General features: G+C 34.8%; 18 protein-coding genes. 9 read left to right on the top strand and 9 right to left on the bottom strand.

Going from position 1 to position 17,942, the window contains the following annotated elements; all coding sequences use genetic code 11:
- Positions 1-107: 107 nt before the first annotated feature.
- The 4 genes from G521_RS0115425 to G521_RS0115440 form a co-directional block, all read right to left on the bottom strand.
- Positions 108-2,021, bottom strand: a complete 1,914-nt coding sequence (locus tag G521_RS0115425) for an AMP-dependent synthetase/ligase (protein ID WP_026899322.1) — start codon at positions 2,019-2,021, stop codon at positions 108-110.
- A gap of 120 nt (positions 2,022-2,141) precedes the next feature.
- A complete protein-coding gene (locus tag G521_RS0115430) occupies positions 2,142-2,468 on the bottom strand; it encodes a HesB/IscA family protein (RefSeq protein WP_026899323.1) in 327 nt (108 codons plus the stop codon).
- A gap of 69 nt (positions 2,469-2,537) precedes the next feature.
- Positions 2,538-2,951 carry a Fe-S cluster assembly scaffold IscU gene (gene iscU, locus G521_RS0115435; protein ID WP_026899324.1) on the bottom strand — a complete coding sequence of 138 codons (414 nt, stop codon included), beginning with the start codon at positions 2,949-2,951 and terminating at the stop codon, positions 2,538-2,540.
- Positions 2,952-2,984: 33 nt separating this feature from the next.
- Positions 2,985-4,196 (bottom strand): IscS subfamily cysteine desulfurase, encoded by a 1,212-nt coding sequence (locus G521_RS0115440; RefSeq protein ID WP_026899325.1) that lies wholly within the window; start codon positions 4,194-4,196, stop codon positions 2,985-2,987.
- A 119-nt stretch (positions 4,197-4,315) separates the two neighbouring features.
- On the opposite strand from G521_RS0115440, the gene mce reads away from it, so the two are divergent.
- The 7 genes from mce (at position 4,316) to G521_RS0115475 (ending at position 9,886) form a co-directional block, all read left to right on the top strand.
- Positions 4,316-4,720 (top strand): methylmalonyl-CoA epimerase, encoded by a 405-nt coding sequence (mce, locus tag G521_RS0115445; RefSeq protein WP_026899326.1) that lies wholly within the window; start codon positions 4,316-4,318, stop codon positions 4,718-4,720.
- Positions 4,721-4,962: 242 nt separating this feature from the next.
- Entirely contained in the window at positions 4,963-5,211 is a 249-nt protein-coding gene (locus tag G521_RS0115450; RefSeq protein ID WP_026899327.1) for a type B 50S ribosomal protein L31, read from the top strand.
- Between the two features lie 66 nt (positions 5,212-5,277).
- Positions 5,278-6,462, top strand: a complete 1,185-nt coding sequence (locus tag G521_RS0115455) for a GlmU family protein (protein ID WP_026899328.1) — start codon at positions 5,278-5,280, stop codon at positions 6,460-6,462.
- 26 nt (positions 6,463-6,488) lie between these two features.
- A complete protein-coding gene (gene tpiA / locus G521_RS0115460; protein WP_026899329.1) occupies positions 6,489-7,259 on the top strand; it encodes a triose-phosphate isomerase in 771 nt (256 codons plus the stop codon).
- Positions 7,256-8,095: a 50S ribosomal protein L11 methyltransferase gene (gene prmA / locus G521_RS0115465; RefSeq protein WP_026899330.1), complete on the top strand. Its 840-nt coding sequence runs from the start codon at positions 7,256-7,258 to the stop codon at positions 8,093-8,095. Before tpiA ends, prmA begins: the two co-directional genes overlap by 4 nt.
- 50 nt (positions 8,096-8,145) lie before the next feature.
- The gene (locus tag G521_RS0115470) at positions 8,146-9,513 is read left to right on the top strand and encodes a UDP-N-acetylmuramate--L-alanine ligase (RefSeq protein WP_026899331.1); all 1,368 of its coding nucleotides are present in this window, start codon (positions 8,146-8,148) and stop codon (positions 9,511-9,513) included.
- Positions 9,514-9,550: 37 nt separating this feature from the next.
- Positions 9,551-9,886, top strand: coding sequence for a helix-turn-helix domain-containing protein (locus G521_RS0115475; protein ID WP_026899332.1), 336 nt, complete (start codon positions 9,551-9,553; stop codon positions 9,884-9,886).
- Between the two features lie 28 nt (positions 9,887-9,914).
- On the opposite strand, the gene G521_RS0115480 is transcribed toward G521_RS0115475, so the two are convergent.
- From G521_RS0115480 to scpB, 3 genes are all read right to left on the bottom strand, one after another.
- Complete coding sequence (locus tag G521_RS0115480) at positions 9,915-11,033, bottom strand: hypothetical protein (protein ID WP_026899333.1); 1,119 nt, start codon at positions 11,031-11,033, stop codon at positions 9,915-9,917.
- An 83-nt stretch (positions 11,034-11,116) separates the two neighbouring features.
- Entirely contained in the window at positions 11,117-11,308 is a 192-nt protein-coding gene (locus tag G521_RS0115485) for a hypothetical protein (protein WP_026899334.1), read from the bottom strand.
- An 88-nt stretch (positions 11,309-11,396) separates the two neighbouring features.
- The gene (scpB, locus tag G521_RS0115490) at positions 11,397-11,963 is read right to left on the bottom strand and encodes an SMC-Scp complex subunit ScpB (protein ID WP_036679491.1); all 567 of its coding nucleotides are present in this window, start codon (positions 11,961-11,963) and stop codon (positions 11,397-11,399) included.
- 171 nt (positions 11,964-12,134) lie between these two features.
- On the opposite strand from scpB, the gene G521_RS0115495 reads away from it, so the two are divergent.
- Positions 12,135-12,839: a ferritin-like domain-containing protein gene (locus tag G521_RS0115495; RefSeq protein WP_026899336.1), complete on the top strand. Its 705-nt coding sequence runs from the start codon at positions 12,135-12,137 to the stop codon at positions 12,837-12,839.
- A gap of 11 nt (positions 12,840-12,850) precedes the next feature.
- The gene (locus G521_RS0115500; protein WP_026899337.1) at positions 12,851-13,684 is read left to right on the top strand and encodes a ferritin-like domain-containing protein; all 834 of its coding nucleotides are present in this window, start codon (positions 12,851-12,853) and stop codon (positions 13,682-13,684) included.
- A 470-nt stretch (positions 13,685-14,154) separates the two neighbouring features.
- Here G521_RS0115500 and G521_RS0115510 read toward each other — a convergent pair whose 3' ends face one another.
- Both G521_RS0115510 and G521_RS0115515 read right to left on the bottom strand, forming a co-directional pair.
- Positions 14,155-17,058: a ligand-binding sensor domain-containing protein gene (locus G521_RS0115510; RefSeq protein WP_162141801.1), complete on the bottom strand. Its 2,904-nt coding sequence runs from the start codon at positions 17,056-17,058 to the stop codon at positions 14,155-14,157.
- Positions 17,059-17,121: 63 nt separating this feature from the next.
- Positions 17,122-17,904 carry a LytR/AlgR family response regulator transcription factor gene (locus tag G521_RS0115515; protein ID WP_026899339.1) on the bottom strand — a complete coding sequence of 261 codons (783 nt, stop codon included), beginning with the start codon at positions 17,902-17,904 and terminating at the stop codon, positions 17,122-17,124.
- Positions 17,905-17,942 lie beyond the last annotated feature (38 nt).

Genomic DNA, 17,942 nt, shown 5'->3' on the forward strand with positions numbered 1-17,942 from the left:
ATTACTATAATCTGGTTATTTAAGGCTGCTTTTATGCCTGATTAATAATGGTATGAAACAAAAAAGGCATTCAAAGGATGAATGCCTGTTGTTTAATGTTTAACTGCTTAATTAGATTCTACAGTTTGCAGGTAAAGATCATTTATCTGCGATGCATATTTCTTTTCGATTACTTTTCGTTTGGCTTTTAGAGTCGGAGTGATTTCACCTTCCTCAATTGTAAACGGATTGCGTTTTACGAGGAAGCTTTTTATCCGTTCAAATTTTGCCAGTTCAGTTGATAATCTTTTTAAATCCTGAGCTATCCAGTTCACTATTTCCGCATCGTCAATAAATTGCTCAGGCCTCTGAAAAAACTCTTCTTTCATTCCAAAAGTTTCCTGTAAAGATTCTTTTGAGGGAGTAATTATCGCCGTAATGTATTCGCGTTTATCGCCAATTAAAAATAATTGTTCAATTTTCGGACTTTTCAAATATGTGTTTTCAACCGGCGTGGGATATATATTTTTTCCGTAGGCGTTAACAAGCATGTTTTTAATTCGGTCGGTGATCTGAAGATTTCCCTTATAGAATCTGCCCACATCTCCGGTATGAAACCAGCCTTCTGAATCTATTACCTGTGCTGTTTCTTCAGGCTTGTTCCAGTAACCTTTCATCACACAATGTCCACGAACAATAACTTCTCCTTCACTGCATTCAAAGTTTTCATCAAATGTGTTATGGGTTTGTACGGAAATTATTTCCTTAGTTTCTACATCCTGAATACCCACTTCAATGCCGGGAATGATGCGGCCAACTGTACCATAAACCTGGCGGTGATATTCTGTAACAGACATAACTGGTGAAGTTTCTGTTAAGCCAAATCCTTCTAATATTTTAATGCCCAGATTTCCGAAAAATTCACCTACATTCTTTGGTAATGCGGCTCCGCCGGAAAGCATAAATTTTAATCTTCCGCCTGTTTTCTCTTTAATTTTACTGAAAACCAACTTTTCAGCAAGGCTGTGCTGCATGGATAATATAAAATTTGGTTTCTTGCCTGATTCTAAAACCTGGCGATTTTTCTTACCAATTTCTATCGCCCATAAAAAAATCTTTGCTTTGGTACCTCCGGCAGAAGTTCCGTTTTTCATGGCTTTATCATGAATTCTTTCCAGTAACCGCGGAACGCAACTCATAACTGTCGGCCTAACTTCGCCCATGTTTTTGGCAAGTAATTCAAGACTTTGAGAAAAAGCAATTTTACATCCTTTGGTAATACATACATGGTAAGTTGCCGTACGTTCAAAAACATGCGAAAGAGGTAAAAATGATAAAAAGGTTTCATTTTCATCTATAACAGGAATTTGTTCCAGACAACAAAGTACATTCTGAACAAAATTAGAATGCGTTAGCATTACTCCTTTGGGAATGCCCGTTGTTCCCGATGTATATATCAGAGACGAAAGATCTGAAGGAAGTATTTCTTCTCTGATGACATTCAGCTTAGCTTTAAAATTGGAAATATCTGAGTTACCTTCCTCAATTAGTTTTTTAAAGCTTAATACTCCGGCATTTAAATTTGTGTTGACCAGAGATTTCTCATAATCATCAAATACCGGAATAACACGTTGAAGATTGGGGCAGTTATTAGCAATCTTTAAAATTTTGCGAAACAGATAAGGGTTACCGACTAAAATTGTGCGTGCTCCCGAATCAATTAGTATATATTCTACTTCATTTTCTGACAGGGTAGGATAGATAGAAACATTTACGGCTCCTATCTGCTGTAATCCCTGATCGTAATAAATATAATCCGGCGAGTTTTCAATAATTAAGGCACAACGATCGCCTTTCTGAATGCCCATTTCAAGCAAATAGCAGGAAACTGCATCCGATTTATCAAGAACTTCCTTATAACTTATTTCTTCCCAGGAATCTTTGACTTTATGTATCAGAAAAGTGTTATCCTCAGAATGAACATGATTCACCACATTTCGTAATAACCTTGGGATGGTTGTAGATTCGGTTATTAAATTCATTTGGAAAGTTTGATTTGGTTTTTTTGAACTACAAGTATACAGATTTTACTAAACAACAAAAGGGCTCATATTGAGCCCTTTTATTTTAAGCCCTTATCTTGCTGATAAGGCTACATATATCTATACAGAAAAACTTTCTCCGCAACCACAAGTTCTGGTGGCATTTGGGTTATGGAAATTAAATCCCTTCCCATTTAATCCATCAGAAAAATCAAGTTCAGTTCCGGCCAGGTATAAAAATGATTTCATATCCAAAGCCATGCGTACGCCCTGATCTTCGAAAAATTGATCACCGGGTTTTTCTTCATTGTCAAAATCAAGTTTATAAGATAAACCAGAACAACCGCCTCCCTGAACAGATACACGCAAAAAATGCGAACTATCTAATCCATTTTCTAATTTAAGCTGTTCTACTTTACTTTTAGCTTTATCTGTAACTGTAACCATTTTAGAAATATTTGATATCAAATTTGAGAGCAGAGATTAATCTCTCTATTCTTAAATCTAAAAATCTTATTAGTGATGTGACTTAGCAATTTCTAATGCTTCCAAGCCATTTTTAACGCGATAATCATTAATTGCAGCCTTAATCGCATCTTCCGCTAATACCGAACAGTGGATTTTAACAGGTGGCAAAGCAAGTTCTTCAACAATATCCATATTGTCTATTTTCATTGCCTCATCAATTGATTTTCCTTTTAACCATTCTGTTGCCAAAGATGATGATGCAATTGCAGATCCGCATCCAAAAGTTTTGAATTTAGCATCAGTAATCATATGATTTTCGTCAACCTGGATTTGTAAACGCATTACGTCACCGCATTCTGGAGCGCCAACTAAACCTGTTCCAACACTTGCATTACTTTTATCAAGTGTTCCTACGTTGCGTGGGTTAGTGTAATGATCAATTACTTTATCTGAATAAGCCATGGCTATTTATTTTTTATGAATTTTTAATACTTATTAATGTTCTGCCCATTCAACAGAATCTAAATCTACACCTTCTTTAAACATTTCCCAAAGAGGAGAAAGTTCGCGAAGGTGGTTAACTGCTTTAAGAGATTGTGCAATTGCGAAATCTACTTCTTCTTCTGTTGTAAAACGACCAAGGCCGTAACGAATGGAAGAATGAGCCAGATCATCTGATAAACCAAGACTCTTTAAAACATATGATGGTTCTAAAGATGCAGAAGTACAGGCAGAGCCTGATGAAACGGCAAGATCTTTCATTGCCATCATTAATCCTTCTCCTTCAACATATTTAAAAGAAATATTGGCCACATGCGGCAAACGATGCTCTAAATTTCCATTTCTGTAACTTTCTTCAAGAACCAGCAGCGAATTTTCTAATTTATCGCGTAAAGCGGATAAGCGTAAACTCTCTTCAGCCATTTCTAAGCGGCAAATTTCAGCAGCCTTTCCAAGTCCAACAATACCGGGAACGTTTAATGTACCTGAACGCATTCCACGCTCATGTCCGCCACCATCCATTTGAGCAGTAACTTTAACTCTTGGATTTTTACGGCGAACATATAATGCACCAATCCCTTTTGGTCCATACATTTTGTGTCCAGTAAAAGCCATCAGGTCAATTCCATCAGCAATTACATCAACCGGTATTTTTCCTACTGCCTGGGTTGCATCAGTCATGAATAAAGCGCCATGTTTATGAGCTATGGCAGCAATTTCCTTTACTGGCTGAATAACTCCGATCTCATTATTTCCATACATGATAGAAACCAGAATGGTTCTCTCGGTCATGGCATCTTCAAGTTGCTGAAGATCAACTAAGCCATCGGCTTTAACGGGCAAATAGGTTACTTCTGCTCCAAGTTTTTCCGCATGTTTACATGCATCAAGAATTGCTTTATGTTCTGTAACGCAGGTAATAATATGATTTCCTTTGTCTTTGTACATTTCAAAAACACCCTTGATAGCCAGGTTGTCTGATTCTGTAGCACCTGATGTAAAGATGATTTCTTTTTCTGAAGCACCAATTAATTGGGCAACCTGCTCCCTTGCATAATCTACTGCTTCTTCTGCAGCCCATCCAAAGGCGTGGTTACGACTTGCTGCATTACCAAATTTTGCACCAAAATATGGCAACATTGCTTCCAGAACGCGTGGATCCATTGGAGTGGTAGCATTATTATCTAAGTATATTGGAAGGTTCATTAAATTTAGATTGAGTTTAAATAAGTGCACAAATATACGAAATTTATTCTTCAGATAATATGCTTATGTATTATGGAAGTATGATAAAAATGGTCATTTTTATGCCATAAATGAATAATATGATTAAGATAGAGCATATAGGAATAGCTGTAAAAAACCTGGATGAAGCCAATAAAATTTATAAAAAATTGTTGGGAACCGGGAGCTATAAAACCGAAGCTGTTGAAAGCGAAAATGTAATGACCAGCTTTTTTAAAGTGGGAGAAAACAAAATAGAATTGCTCGAAGCTACATCAGATCAAAGCGCCATTCATAAATTTATTGAAAAGCGGGGAGAAGGTATCCATCATATCGCATTTGATGTAAGTGATATTTATCTTGAAATGGAGAGGCTCAAAAATGAAGGATTTATATTGTTGAATGAGATTCCAAAAATAGGTGCCGATAATAAACTGGTATGCTTTGTTCATCCGAAAAATACAACCGGTGTATTAATAGAGCTTTGTCAAAGTAAAAATCAATGATCTAATACAGCTTTTTATTGTTGTAACCTGCTTTTATCAAAGTGTTGAAATTCTATAGGCTCCATAATTCAAATATTAATATGGTATTAGAATACTTTATGATTTCAAAATTGATGAGGTTAAATGTAATTTCCATTAAATTTCAATGAGGGAAATTCCGGCTTTTATTAAAATTTAAGTTTTTGTTTTCATCTCCTTATAATTTATTCTATATTTGCACCTCTTAAAAAGTATTGAATACGATGAAAGCTGAATTACATCCCAAAAATTATAGATTAGTTGTTTTTAAAGATATGTCTAACGAATATTCTTTTATAACTAAATCTTGCATCGACACTAAAGAATCCATTAAGTGGGAAGATGGTAATGAATATCCTTTAGTTAAATTGGAGATTTCTCATACATCCCATCCTTTTTACACTGGAAAAATGAAATTGGTTGATACGGCAGGTCGTATTGATAAATTCCGTAGCCGTTACGAGAAGAAATAATTTCCCTTAAAATATTTGCATAAAGTCCCGTCTTTTATAAGTCGGGACTTTTTTTATTTTTGTTACATGAGGATAATCTTATTTGATGATCAATGCCGCAATAGTTTATTGCCATTAACCTTTACCAGACCTGTTTCGGCACTTCGCATAGGAATATTAACCATCTTCCAAAAATGGGAAAAATGGCTTAAGGCAGAGTCCTCGTTTCTGACGGCAGAATATCTTCAGGAGAAATTTCCCATAGTGGTGTCAGAAAACAATTATCTGATTAACGGATCCATTTGTCCTGATGAAGGATTATTAGAAGCAATTGATAAATTATCTGAGGGTGATGCATTATTTTCCAATGAAATTTTACTGGCGCTAAAGCTTAACAAAGCAGGAGTTGCTGAATTTAAATTTGAAAATACATCGCCATATAATAAGATTAATTACTCTGGTTCTTTTGTCAGAATTGTTTATCCGGAGGATATTTTTAAAAACAACGATGTAGAAATCCGTAAAGATTTTAAGCTTATAACTCATAACAGGTCTTCTGCCGCTATAAGTTCTACAAATACAATTCTTGGAGACCACATTTTTGCTGAAGAAGGAGCAGAAGCTGAATGTTCCTCGTTTAATACAAAATCCGGACCTGTTTATTTGGGTAAAAATTCTCAGGTATGGGAGGGAAGCCACATTCGCGGATCGTTTGCTTTATGTGAAAATTCACAAGTGAAAATGGGGGCAAAAATTTATGGTATGACTACAATTGGACCGCATTGCCGCGTTGCGGGTGAAATTACCAATTCTGTAATTATGGCATATTCCTCCAAAGGTCATGAGGGTTATCTGGGAAATTCTGTTTTAGGTGAATGGTGCAATATCGGCGCTGACAGTAATAATTCTAACCTGAAAAATAACTATGCAGAGGTAAGGCTATGGGATTATAACAAAGAAAACTTTCGTAAAACCGGCTTACAGTTTTGCGGATTAATTATGGCAGATCATTCTAAATGTGCTATCAACACCATGTTTAATACCGGAACCGTTGTAGGTGTGAGCGCTAATATTTTTGGATCAGGATTTCCCCGAAATTTCATTCCCGATTTTTCTTGGGGAGGATCTCAGGGTTTAGAGGTATATACATTAAATAAAATGTTCGAAACTGCCGAAAAGGTTTATGAACGAAGAAATCTTAAATTTGAAGAAACTGATAAAAAAATACTGGCATATGTATTTGATCAAACTATAAAACATCGTCGATTTTAAAAACTGCCAGATATAGATAAAAAGTTATGAGAAAAAATATTATTGCCGGAAACTGGAAAATGAATATGGATTATACCACCGGTATAGGTCTGTTTTCAGAAATTGTTAATATGGTAAATGATGAAGTAATGGGAGATCAGCAAGTTATTGTTTGTCCTCCGTACATTCATTTAAACGGAATGGCTCAATTAGCTAAATCGCAGAACAATATATCTGTGGGTGCACAAAACTGTCATCAGGCAGATAAAGGTGCTTATACCGGAGAAATTTCAGCCGAAATGATTCAATCAGTTGGAGTAAAATATGTTATTCTTGGTCACTCTGAACGCAGGCAATATTTTAATGAAAGTAATACCTTGTTAGCAGAAAAGGTAAATTCTGCTCTTAAGAATAATTTAAAACCAATATTTTGTATTGGCGAAACGCTTGACCAACGTAATAGTAATTCTCATTTCGAAATCATTAAAAATCAGCTCCAGGAAGCATTATATCATCTTTTAGAAACAGAATTTCAAAATATTATACTGGCATATGAACCTGTATGGGCAATTGGAACTGGTTTAACAGCCACGCCCGATCAGGCTCAGGAAGTTCATGCTTTCATTCGTAAAGAAATAGAAGAAAAATTCGGGCAATCTGCTGCTGAAAATGTTTCAATCCTGTACGGGGGAAGCTGCAATCCCACAAATGCTTCTGAACTTTTTGCTAAAGCGGATATTGATGGAGGGTTAATTGGCGGCGCATCATTAAAATCTCGTGATTTTCTGGATATTATTAAAGCCTTCAATAGAGGATGAACTATAAGGAATTAGATTTTACCCTGAATTCTTCTGAAGATTATCAACGGGATCTGCTAATAGATAGCCTGTCGGGAATAGGATTTGAAACTTTTGAAGAAACGGACAGAGGCTTTAAAGCATATATCCAGGATTCTGAATTTAATCAGGAAAGTTTGGATGAAGTGATTGCTGAGTATCAAGAGATGTTTAGTTTGTCTTATGAAGCAAAGTTGATCCCGCACGAAAACTGGAATGAGGTGTGGGAAAGCAATTTTCAACCTTTAATTATTGCAGATCAATGCTACGTTAGGGCAACTTTCCATAAGCCACAACCTGAGTTTCCGATTGAAATAATCATTGACCCGAAAATGGCATTCGGTACGGGTCATCATCAAACTACAAGTATGATGATGCAGCTGATGCTGGAAGAAGATTTTAAGGACAAAAAGGTACTTGATATGGGCTGTGGAACCGGAATTTTAGCTATTCTGGCTCAAAAGCGTGGTGCAAAAGAAATCTTGGCTATTGATTATGATGTACTTTGTTTTGATAGTACACTTGAAAACAGGAAGCTGAACGATACTTCAGAAATTAAAGTGCTTTGCGGTTCTAAAGAGGTAATTCCTGACGAAAAATTTGATATTGTTCTGGCTAATATTAATCGCAATATTTTGCTGGATCAGTTAGAAAGATACGCAGAAGTTTTATCCGAAAATGGATATTTATTTCTGAGCGGATTTTATGATGGAATAGATCTGGAAATGATTCGTAAGAAAGCCGAAAGTTTGAATCTTAAGTATATCACCCATAAAAAGGATAAAGAATGGGTAGCAGCTAAATTTCAGTTTATATAAGCTCCAATTCTTTATTACCATCAACAAATTCATACTATACATTTTAATATATGCGTGTACATTTTATAGCAATAGGCGGAAGCGCTATGCATAATCTCGCTATTGCCCTTTCAAAAAAAGGATATTTTATTACCGGTTCTGACGATGTAATATTTGAACCTTCAAAAACTCGGTTGGCGAATTATGGTTTACTTCCCCAATTTCAGGGATGGGATATAAATAACATTACACCTGATCTGGATGCTGTTATTTTAGGTATGCATGCCCGTCCTGATAATCCTGAATTATTAAAAGCTCAGGATCTTGGATTAAAAATTTATTCATATCCCGAGTATATTTATGAACAATCAAAAAATAAAAAACGTGTTGTAATTGGTGGAAGTCATGGGAAAACCACCATTACCTCCATGATTCTGCATGTATTGAATTTTTACAAAAAGGATTTTGATTATTTGGTTGGAGCCCAGTTAGAGGGATTTGAAACCATGGTTAAAATTACTGATGATGCACCGGTTATTGTTATAGAAGGAGATGAATACCTTGCTTCACCAATAGACAGAAGACCGAAATTTCATTTATATAAAGCGCATATCGCCGTTTTAAGCGGTATTGCATGGGATCATATTAACGTTTTTCCAACCTTTGATTCTTATCTGGAGCAATTCAGAATATTTTTGCAAACCATACAGCCCGGCGGATCACTGATTTATTCTCAAAGCGATGCTGTCCTTAATAATCTGGTGAATGATTTCAACGGAAGTATTTCAAAAATTCCGTACGGACTATTAGAACACCGTTTAGAAAATGGAATTACAACTCTGCTAACGGAATCAGGAGAGATTCCGCTGGAAGTATTTGGAGATCATAATTTATTAAATCTCAATGCCGCCAGATTAGTGGCCAATGAATTAGATATTAATGATTCTCAATTTTATGAGGCGATTAGAAGCTTTAAAGGAGCAGCCCGCAGGCTGGAGCTTTTGGGCAAAAACAAGGAAACATATATTTTTAAGGACTTTGCTCATTCTCCTTCCAAGCTGAAAGCAACTATCCAGGCAGTTAAAAAACAATTTCCGGAAAGGGAATTAATTGCGGTGATTGAGTTGCATACGTTCAGCAGTTTAAATAAAAATTTTCTTGATGAATATGCCGGAACAATGGATAATGCTAATGAAGCAATAGTTTTTATAGATGAAACAATTTTTTTACAAAAAAGGTTAGAACTTTATGATGAAAAAGTTGTTAAGCTAGCGTTTGCTAACAACAAAGTAAAATTTTTCAACAATATCGAAATATTAGAGCGATTTTTGAGTTCTATTAATTATAAGAGTAAAAACTTGCTGTTAATGAGTTCTGGAAATTTTGCAAGTATGGATTTAATAAAACTTGCAAATAATGCTCTTAACAGTAAAAAATAATACCATAATATTTACCTTCAATTAAACCACACATAAAATGAAAACATTAGGTAAAAAAATCAGGCTTTTAAGACATCAAAAAGGATGGAGTCAGGAAGATGTAGCCAAAAGGCTTGACATTTCAATACCCGCATTTTCTAAAATAGAAACTGGTATTACAGATGTAAATCTTTCAAGATTAGAGCAAATTTCTACTTTATTTGAAATGAGCGTAGTTCAGCTGCTTACTTTTAATGATACCGAGGAGCAGGAAAAGTACACATCTGAACTCGAAGTACTAACTAAAAAAGTTCAAGAACGAGAAATTGAAGTCATTGATCTTCAAAAGAAAGTAATTGAATTATATGAGGAACTGCGACGTAGTAAGAATTAATTCCTTTCTGGTTTAGAAAGGAATTTTATTAAAAAATTTTCCGCATTGTTAAATGTTTTTTACCAAAAGTGGCTCCGGTTGCCTGGTGAATAGAGAGCATTTTGTCATTAAAATCTCCAACCCATGACAATTCTAGCTCTTTATATTGATTTAAAGGAAGAACATATTCTTTCAATTTAATAAATAAAGCCGATTCCAATCCGTGTTTTTGATATGCTTGCTTAGTGCCCATTACAATAGCTCTCATTCGGGTAACTCCTTTCCAGCGATAATAAGCGAATTTTAATTTTTCTACAATTCCGAGTTTTCCTGAAAATGATTTAATCATTTGATTTGCATCGGGGAGTATGACGATGAACGAAGCCGGTTCGCCATTTATGTACGCAAACCAGATAAGTTTTTCGTCCATAATCACTTTCATTTTATTAAAGCTCTCAAGGATTGTATGCTTGTTAATGGGAACAAATTTTTCAAAATCTTTCCAGGCGTCATTATAAATCTCTGCAAAATCTGATGCATACTTTTCAAAATTCTTAATCTGCAAGTATTCGAAAGTATAACCGGGTTTATTGGCAACCCATTCTGCAATTTTTGTAAAACGTTCTGGAAAGGGCTTGTTTACTTCAAGATGATTTGTAATTTGTTCATATAGTTTTACGAAGCCGTAATTTTCAAATAAATCTTTATAATACGGGAGGTGATAATTCATTCCAAATGATGGTTGTGTGAATCCTTCAACCAATAATCCCCAGAAAATGTCATTCTCTCCAAAATTAATTGGCCCGTCCATCGCTGCCATTCCAGAATCCTGCAGCCATTTTTTTGCTGTATCAAATAATAATTCAGATGCCTTGGTATCATTAATGCATTCAAAAAATCCTATTCCGCCGGTAGGCTGATCATATTGATATGCCTTTTTCTCATTGATAAATGCAGCAATCCTGCCAATAAGTTCTCCTTTATCTGATTTTAAAATCCAGCGTGTACATTTTCCATGCTGATGGAAATTATTTTTTTCGGGATCAAAAATGGCTTCAACATCAGTATCTAATGGGCAAACCCAATTCTTATCATTTTTATAAATTACTCTTGCCACTTCTAAAAACTGCTTTTTTAGCAAGGGACTTTTAACTTCTTCTATAACCATTATTATCATCTAAAATAGAGTTGGTGAATATAAAAAAAGCATCCAGAAAACTGAATGCTTAATTTTTTTTGAATTTGACGCGGTTAGAAGTCTTCCTCATCTATATCAATATCTTGAAAAGAACTTAATTCATCATCTGTAATTACGAATTCATCTTCGTCATCAAATGGATCCATCACTCTGTTGGTTGGAGAAACTATAGAATTTGAATTAATTACGCCCTCAAAGCGGCCGTTTGCTGAAACTTTATCTGCTGTATTTGTTAACGATTTCATTGCCTGGAATTTCAATACTTAATTTTTGTAAAAATAATTAAATTTTATTTTTTGAAAAGCTTATTTGAAAATTACGCCGGGGCATAAATTATATTTCCGGACTGCCAATTTCATTATTTTCGTTTAAAATATCCTTTAATAAAGGAAGTTGGGAGGATGAATTAATGCCAAAATAATCCATAAAAAGAGAACTCATTCCATATAAAATTGGCCGCCCCACAGCGGTTGACTTACCCTGAATCATTATCAATTCCTTATCTAATAGCTTTTGGATTGTATAATCGCAATTAACGCCGCGTATTTGCTCAATTTCTAATTTTGTTATCGGTTGTTTGTAAGCAATAATGGCTAAAGTTTCAAGTGCTGCCTGACTTAATTTTTTCTTTGAACGCTGAATATGCAGCTGGTTAATTACCGTAAAATATTCTTTACGGGTTAAGAATTGATAACCGGAATTAAAGAAAACCAGTTCTATAGCCAGGTTCATTTCATTATATAGCAAGCGTATGTTTTCGATAGCCTGCTCAATGCTTTCAATGGAAAAGCCTTTTTCTTCAGTTGCCGATAAAACACGAAATATTTCTTCTCCACTGATTCCTTTATCAGAAGAAAATATTAATGCTTCAATAAGTTTTTCGAATTTATTTAAGCTCATTGATTACCTGTTTAAATAAAAATTAAGATCATGTTGCTGGTAAATATTGAAATTTTAATCCCGGTAGAAGAAAAAATTTATAATGATGAATAAATCAAAAACCGGATAAAGTTTATATCCGTAGTTAAAGCAATCAACAAATCTATTCTTTAACTTATAATATTTTTTATTATGGCAAATTTAACAAAAACGGATGAGCAGGGTCTTCTGAAAGATCAGAAAGACTTCTTATCAGCCACATTACATCGTCGGTCTTTTCTGCAATATGCAGGAGCAGGGGCAGCGGGAATTGCACTGGTAGCAGCTGGATGTAAAAAAGACAGAATGATTGAAGGAGTTTACCTGGGAAGTGGTGATATTGGCATTTTAAATTATGCTTATGCATTAGAGCAACTTGAAGCTGCTTTCTATCTTCAGGTGGCTACTTCATTTTATTCAGGCGCTACTGATGCAGAAAAACTACTACTTTCTGACATACGTGATCATGAAGTTGCTCACCGCGAATTTTTTAAAAATGCATTGGGAACAATGGCGATTCCAGCATTAGAAGTTGATTTTTCAACCATCAATTTTGGAAGCCGGGATAGCGTTCTTGCAACTGCAAAAGCATTCGAAGATTTAGGTGTTTCTGCCTATAATGGCGCCGGAGCCTTAATTAAAGATGCAGGTTACTTAACTCTTGCAGGTAAAATTGTATCTGTTGAAGCCAGACATGCGGCATTAATACGCGACCTGATTAGCAATGGATCATTTGCCAATAGTGAAGTGATAGATAGTAACGGATTGGATAAATCACGTTTGCCTATGGAAGTTCTGGGTATTGCAGGAACTTACATAAAAACCAAAATTAACGCAAGTGATTTACCTACTTCTTAAACAAAAACGACATGAACATTTTAAATATATTACAAGAAATTGAAAAAGTAGATGGTGAAGTTTACGAAAGGTTAAGTCCGCGTAGAAAGGCAATGAACGAGTTTTTTGGCTTTGGTAAAAAAGTTGCAATTGCATCTTTACCATTCGCTTTGGGATCGATGTTTAAAAAGGCCTATTCACAAAGTTCTGCTGATATAGAAGGTGTATTGCAATTTGCTTTAACATTAGAATATCTGGAAGCAGAATTTTATACTAGAGCAGTTGGTACCTCAGGTTTAATTCCTGCCGGCGCAGCAACTGGTGCCATCACTACAATCCGTGATCACGAAAATCAGCACGTTGCATTTCTGAAAACTACAATCCAGTCACTTGGAAAAACGCCGGTAAGCAAGCCAACTTTTGATTTTTCTGCAGGAAATGGTTCAATGGCCGGACCTTTTGCAGATGTTTTTCGTAATTATGATACATTTTTAGCTGTAGCTCAAACTTTTGAAGATACTGGAGTAAGAGCTTACAAAGGTCAGGCTCCTGCCTTATTAGGTACGGGCGGAGTATTAACTGCGGCATTAAATATTCACTCGGTTGAGGCCCGCCATGCTTCTCATATTCGCCAGATGCGTAAAGCACGTGGTGCAAATGTAAAGCCCTGGATTACCGGAAAAGAAACCGGTATTGGAGCAGCAGTGCAAGCTTCTTATGATGGAGAAGAACTGGAAACACAAGCCGGAATTAAAATAACCAACATTAATGGTCAGAATATTTCTGTAGCTGCCGCTACCGAATCATTTGATGAGCCTTTAACAAAAGCGCAGATCCTGGCTATTGTAGATCCATTTATTGTTTAATACCTATTTATTTTTTAATTTTTAATGGAAGCAGAAATGCTTCCATTTTTTTTGCTTAAAAAATCAATCTATTCCTGTAGTCACCTGCTACTAATTAGTAATCTATCAGACTTGAATAAAGATGAAGATTGGTTTATTGAAAATATTTTTTGTACAAATATTTAGTTTTCCATTAAGCTAAGAAGTTAAGATGCCAGCTGTTGAATTTATATTAAAACAAAAAAAAGCGGAGAAACAGGGGAGTGCTTCAACCGCTTTTACACATAAAAAATCAAAACTTAATCTTAGGTAGATTTTTAGGTTTTAATGCATTTAACAAACAAAAAAGCTATAAAGCCAGTTGCCAGTTTAATGTAATTTTTAAGTGAGATCATTAATTTTAAATGCTTTGCTTGGAACAATTCTACGAGTTTCAAACTTTAAAATTTAAAAAAAAGGGTGAACGGTAGGTATTTTTGAGGGAACGGTAATTAAGCAGGTATTTTTACTAGAACTTCTGTTCCGAAACTGCCGGTTTGCCTGGTTTGAATTGAAATCTGACCTTTATTTTGTTGATTCAATAAATTAACCCGATCCTGAGTAATTTGCATACCTCGACTCACATGATTTGAGTTTTTGATCTTTTTAGAATTTTCGATTCCCATGCCATTGTCTTTAATATATATGTTTAGCATGGAGTCTAAACACTGAATCTCGATATTAATAATGCCGCCTTCGTTTTTTGGCATCACACCATGCCAGATCGCATTCTCAACAAAAGGCTGTAAAAGCATTGTCGGAATCATGGTTTCTTCTGTATCAATATCTTCTTTAATACGAATCTCATAACTCATCTTATCACCAAACCGAAGTTTTTCAAGTGATAGATAAAGTTTCAGATAATCAATTTCTTCTTCCAGGGAGATAGAACTTTTGGTACAGATTTCCAGATTTTTACGTATTAATCTGGCAAATTCTGTTAGAACCTGGTTGGCGGCATGAGAATCATTTGAATTAATAAAGTATTGAATTGAATTCATGATATTGAATACAAAATGAGGATTCATCATGGCTTGTAATGCTCTTTGCTCTAATGCTATGATTTTGGTTTGGACAGATAATTTTTCCTGTTCTTTTGAACGTTGCTTTTTAAAATACTGATAAATTAAAGTGATTACAATGATGGAGATAATGGAATAGATTGCCGCCTGAAACCACCATCTTTGCCAGTATGCCGGTTTTATTTTGAATTTTATATTTGCTGGTTTACTCCAGGGACTATCTTGAATTTTAGCCCGGATAGAAAGATTATAATTGCCCGGTTCAAGAGATCCGAATTCAATTGCCTCGCTGGTGGTTGCAATCCAGGGCGAGTTTTCCTTAAGCCGGTACTGATAATATTCGTTTGATTGTGTAAAATTAATGGCAGTATATTTTACCGAAATACTATTCTGATCAAATTTTAATATCGGAACCGAGTTTATATCATATAACTTCCCGTTAATAGACAACTGGGTAATATAAAAGGGGGGTGAATTGAATTTAGTGGAAGGTGCGTTTCTGGGTAATATGGTTAGGCCTCCATTTGTACCTAAATAGACTTTGTCGTGATTTATATAAATATCTAAAACTTCGTTAGAAGTTAATCCATTTTTAATTTTATAAGTACTGATTGTTTTGTTTGATGAATTGTATTCAAATTTATCTACACCGCTAAAAGTTGTGAGCCAGATGTATTTGCCATCAAATGCCAGTTTACGGCAAATGTTACTGGTTAATCCATCTTTGGTTCCCATCCGTGTAACCTTATTGGTAGAATCAAGAATTATTATTCCTTCTCCATATGTTCCAATCATTGTTTTGCCGTCCGGTAATTCAACGATATCTGTAACCCGGTTCAGTAAAACCTTTGAATATTTTGATAATGTATCTACTTTATTATCATAATATCTGAATAAGCCATTTACATTTGAAAACCATAAGCGCTCTTTTGAGTCATAAAAAATCTTAAAAGACCGATCCGGAAAGAAAACTTGGTTGGGTAAATTAACTTCAGTTTCGAAAACAAGCGGCTTGTTTTTATCCTCCAAAATATAGACACCCGAAGCCAATGAAAAGGCAAATTTTCCTTTTTTACTAATGCTGAAGGATTTTACAGCAAATTTGAGATTATTTTTTTCTTTTAAATAGCGCTTTTTACCCTCAGGATTTTTTAAGTCGATTTCACCTATGGCGTTGCTGGATGCAAACCAGACACTATTTCGCTCTTTATCATACTCTAATTTTTTGATTGGATCAAAAGGATTTCCGGTAGTGTTTAAGTTGAGATTGCGAATTTTTCCCTTATCAATGAAAGTTAAAATGCCTGATTTAGAACCTAACCAGGTTTTGCCATTATCTTCTTTAAAAATACTGTAAATTGAGTTTTCTGGTAAGCCTGACGATTTTGTATACTGAACAATATTACCGGTATGTTCCGGCAAAATGATGAGGCCATCACCCAGCGTTGACACCCAGATATTTTTATTCCTGTCAAGCATGATGGCTGAAATCAACGTTTCGGGCAAATAATGGTTCAGATTTTCTTTGCCGGCTTTTAAAATGTACAAACCACTATTTATAGATGAGATCCACAAATCATTTTTATTGATAAAAAATGATCCCATTTTACTTTTAATAATTTGTTCGGGAATTGATCTGACAATTTTAAATTCATCATTTTTAAATTCAATCAATCCCTTTTCTGATAAGAAAAGAAGATTGCGTGACTTATTATCGAACCGTTGAGATTTATATGAAACAGGTAAATATGGAGCCGCATAAGGGCTTATGATATTTTCTTTTAAGCTATAAAATCCTTTTGTGTTGGCAGCTACAATCCGATTTTTAGTATCCTCAAAAATAAAGTTGTTAGAAATATCCAATTCTTTTTTACGCTGAAAATGAACTCTGACTTCCTTATTATCAATTTCGATAATTTGCTGTTGATTTGTAGAAAACCAAAGGCGATGTTTTGAATCTTCAAAACACCCGATAATACTTGCTTTAATTACTGCTCTTTTTAGTAATTTGCTGTTATTCTGATTGTAAAACTTGCCATTTGAATAGTATCCCAGCTTGCCGTTAAAGTTTAAAAACCATATCCGACCTTTAGAATCCTCGTAAATACTTAAAACCTCGTTGTCCGCCAGTCCATTATCTGTAGTAAAATTCTCGAAATTTTTACCATCAAAACGGTTAACACCACTGGAGGTTCCAATCCATAAAAAGCCTTTAGAATCTTGAAGAGTATGATATACTGTTGAATTGGCCAATCCATCCAATACAGTATAATTCTTGAAATTTATTGTTTGAGAAAAAACCTGGTTTATGAATAAGAATAAAAGGATCAGCAAAAAAAATGGCCGCTTTATTCTAAAAGCCTGAAATTGAAAATGGATCACAAAGCTAAAATAGTATTATTTGTGTAAGAAAGCTTTAACGCGTTCAATAAATTCGGTTGATCTTCTGCGAGAAACAGTCAACTCTATATCGTTGTGCATTTTTACTACAAATCCGTTTTTGTTGGAGTAGTTTTTTAAATATTGCAGGTTAATAATATTGGATTTATGAATCCGGACAAAATGTGCCGGATTTAAAACCTCTTCAAATTCTTTCATCGCTTTTGCAACAAGCATTTTTTCAGAGTTTATGAAATGAAATTGAGTGTAATTATTATCAGCTTCTATGTACAGAATATCGCCGATATCTTTCACTTTAAATCCCTCAGAATGAGGCAAGGATATTTTACGTATTTCCTCAGAACTGTTGATGTTTTCAGATAAGCTTTTTAATGAAGCGGTATATGTTTGATTTCCTAAATTCTGATTCAGTTTTAAAGCTTTCCAGGCTAAAACTTTCTCTACAGATTCCTGCAGTTCATGTATGTTAACAGGTTTCAGCAAATAATCAATCGCACTTGCTTTAATAGCTTTGATTGCATATTGGTCAAATGCAGTTGTAAAAATTACCGAAGTTTCATTTCTCTCCAAATCGGGCAGAAGCTCAAAACCATTCTCGCCGGGCATGGCAATATCTAAATATATAATATCTACTTGCCGGGTTTTTAATAGTAATCGGGCTTCGCTAACGGAGGAGGCCATGTCTATTATTTTTACTTTCGGACAGTTGACCTCAATCAGATAGGATAGAGATTTCCTGCTGTATTCCTCGTCATCAACTATAATAGCATTTAGTACCATAAATTGTACTAAAAGTAATATTAGTTAACAATAAATAA

This window comes from Daejeonella oryzae DSM 19973, assembly GCF_000422945.1.
Taxonomy (GTDB): domain Bacteria; phylum Bacteroidota; class Bacteroidia; order Sphingobacteriales; family Sphingobacteriaceae; genus Daejeonella; species Daejeonella oryzae.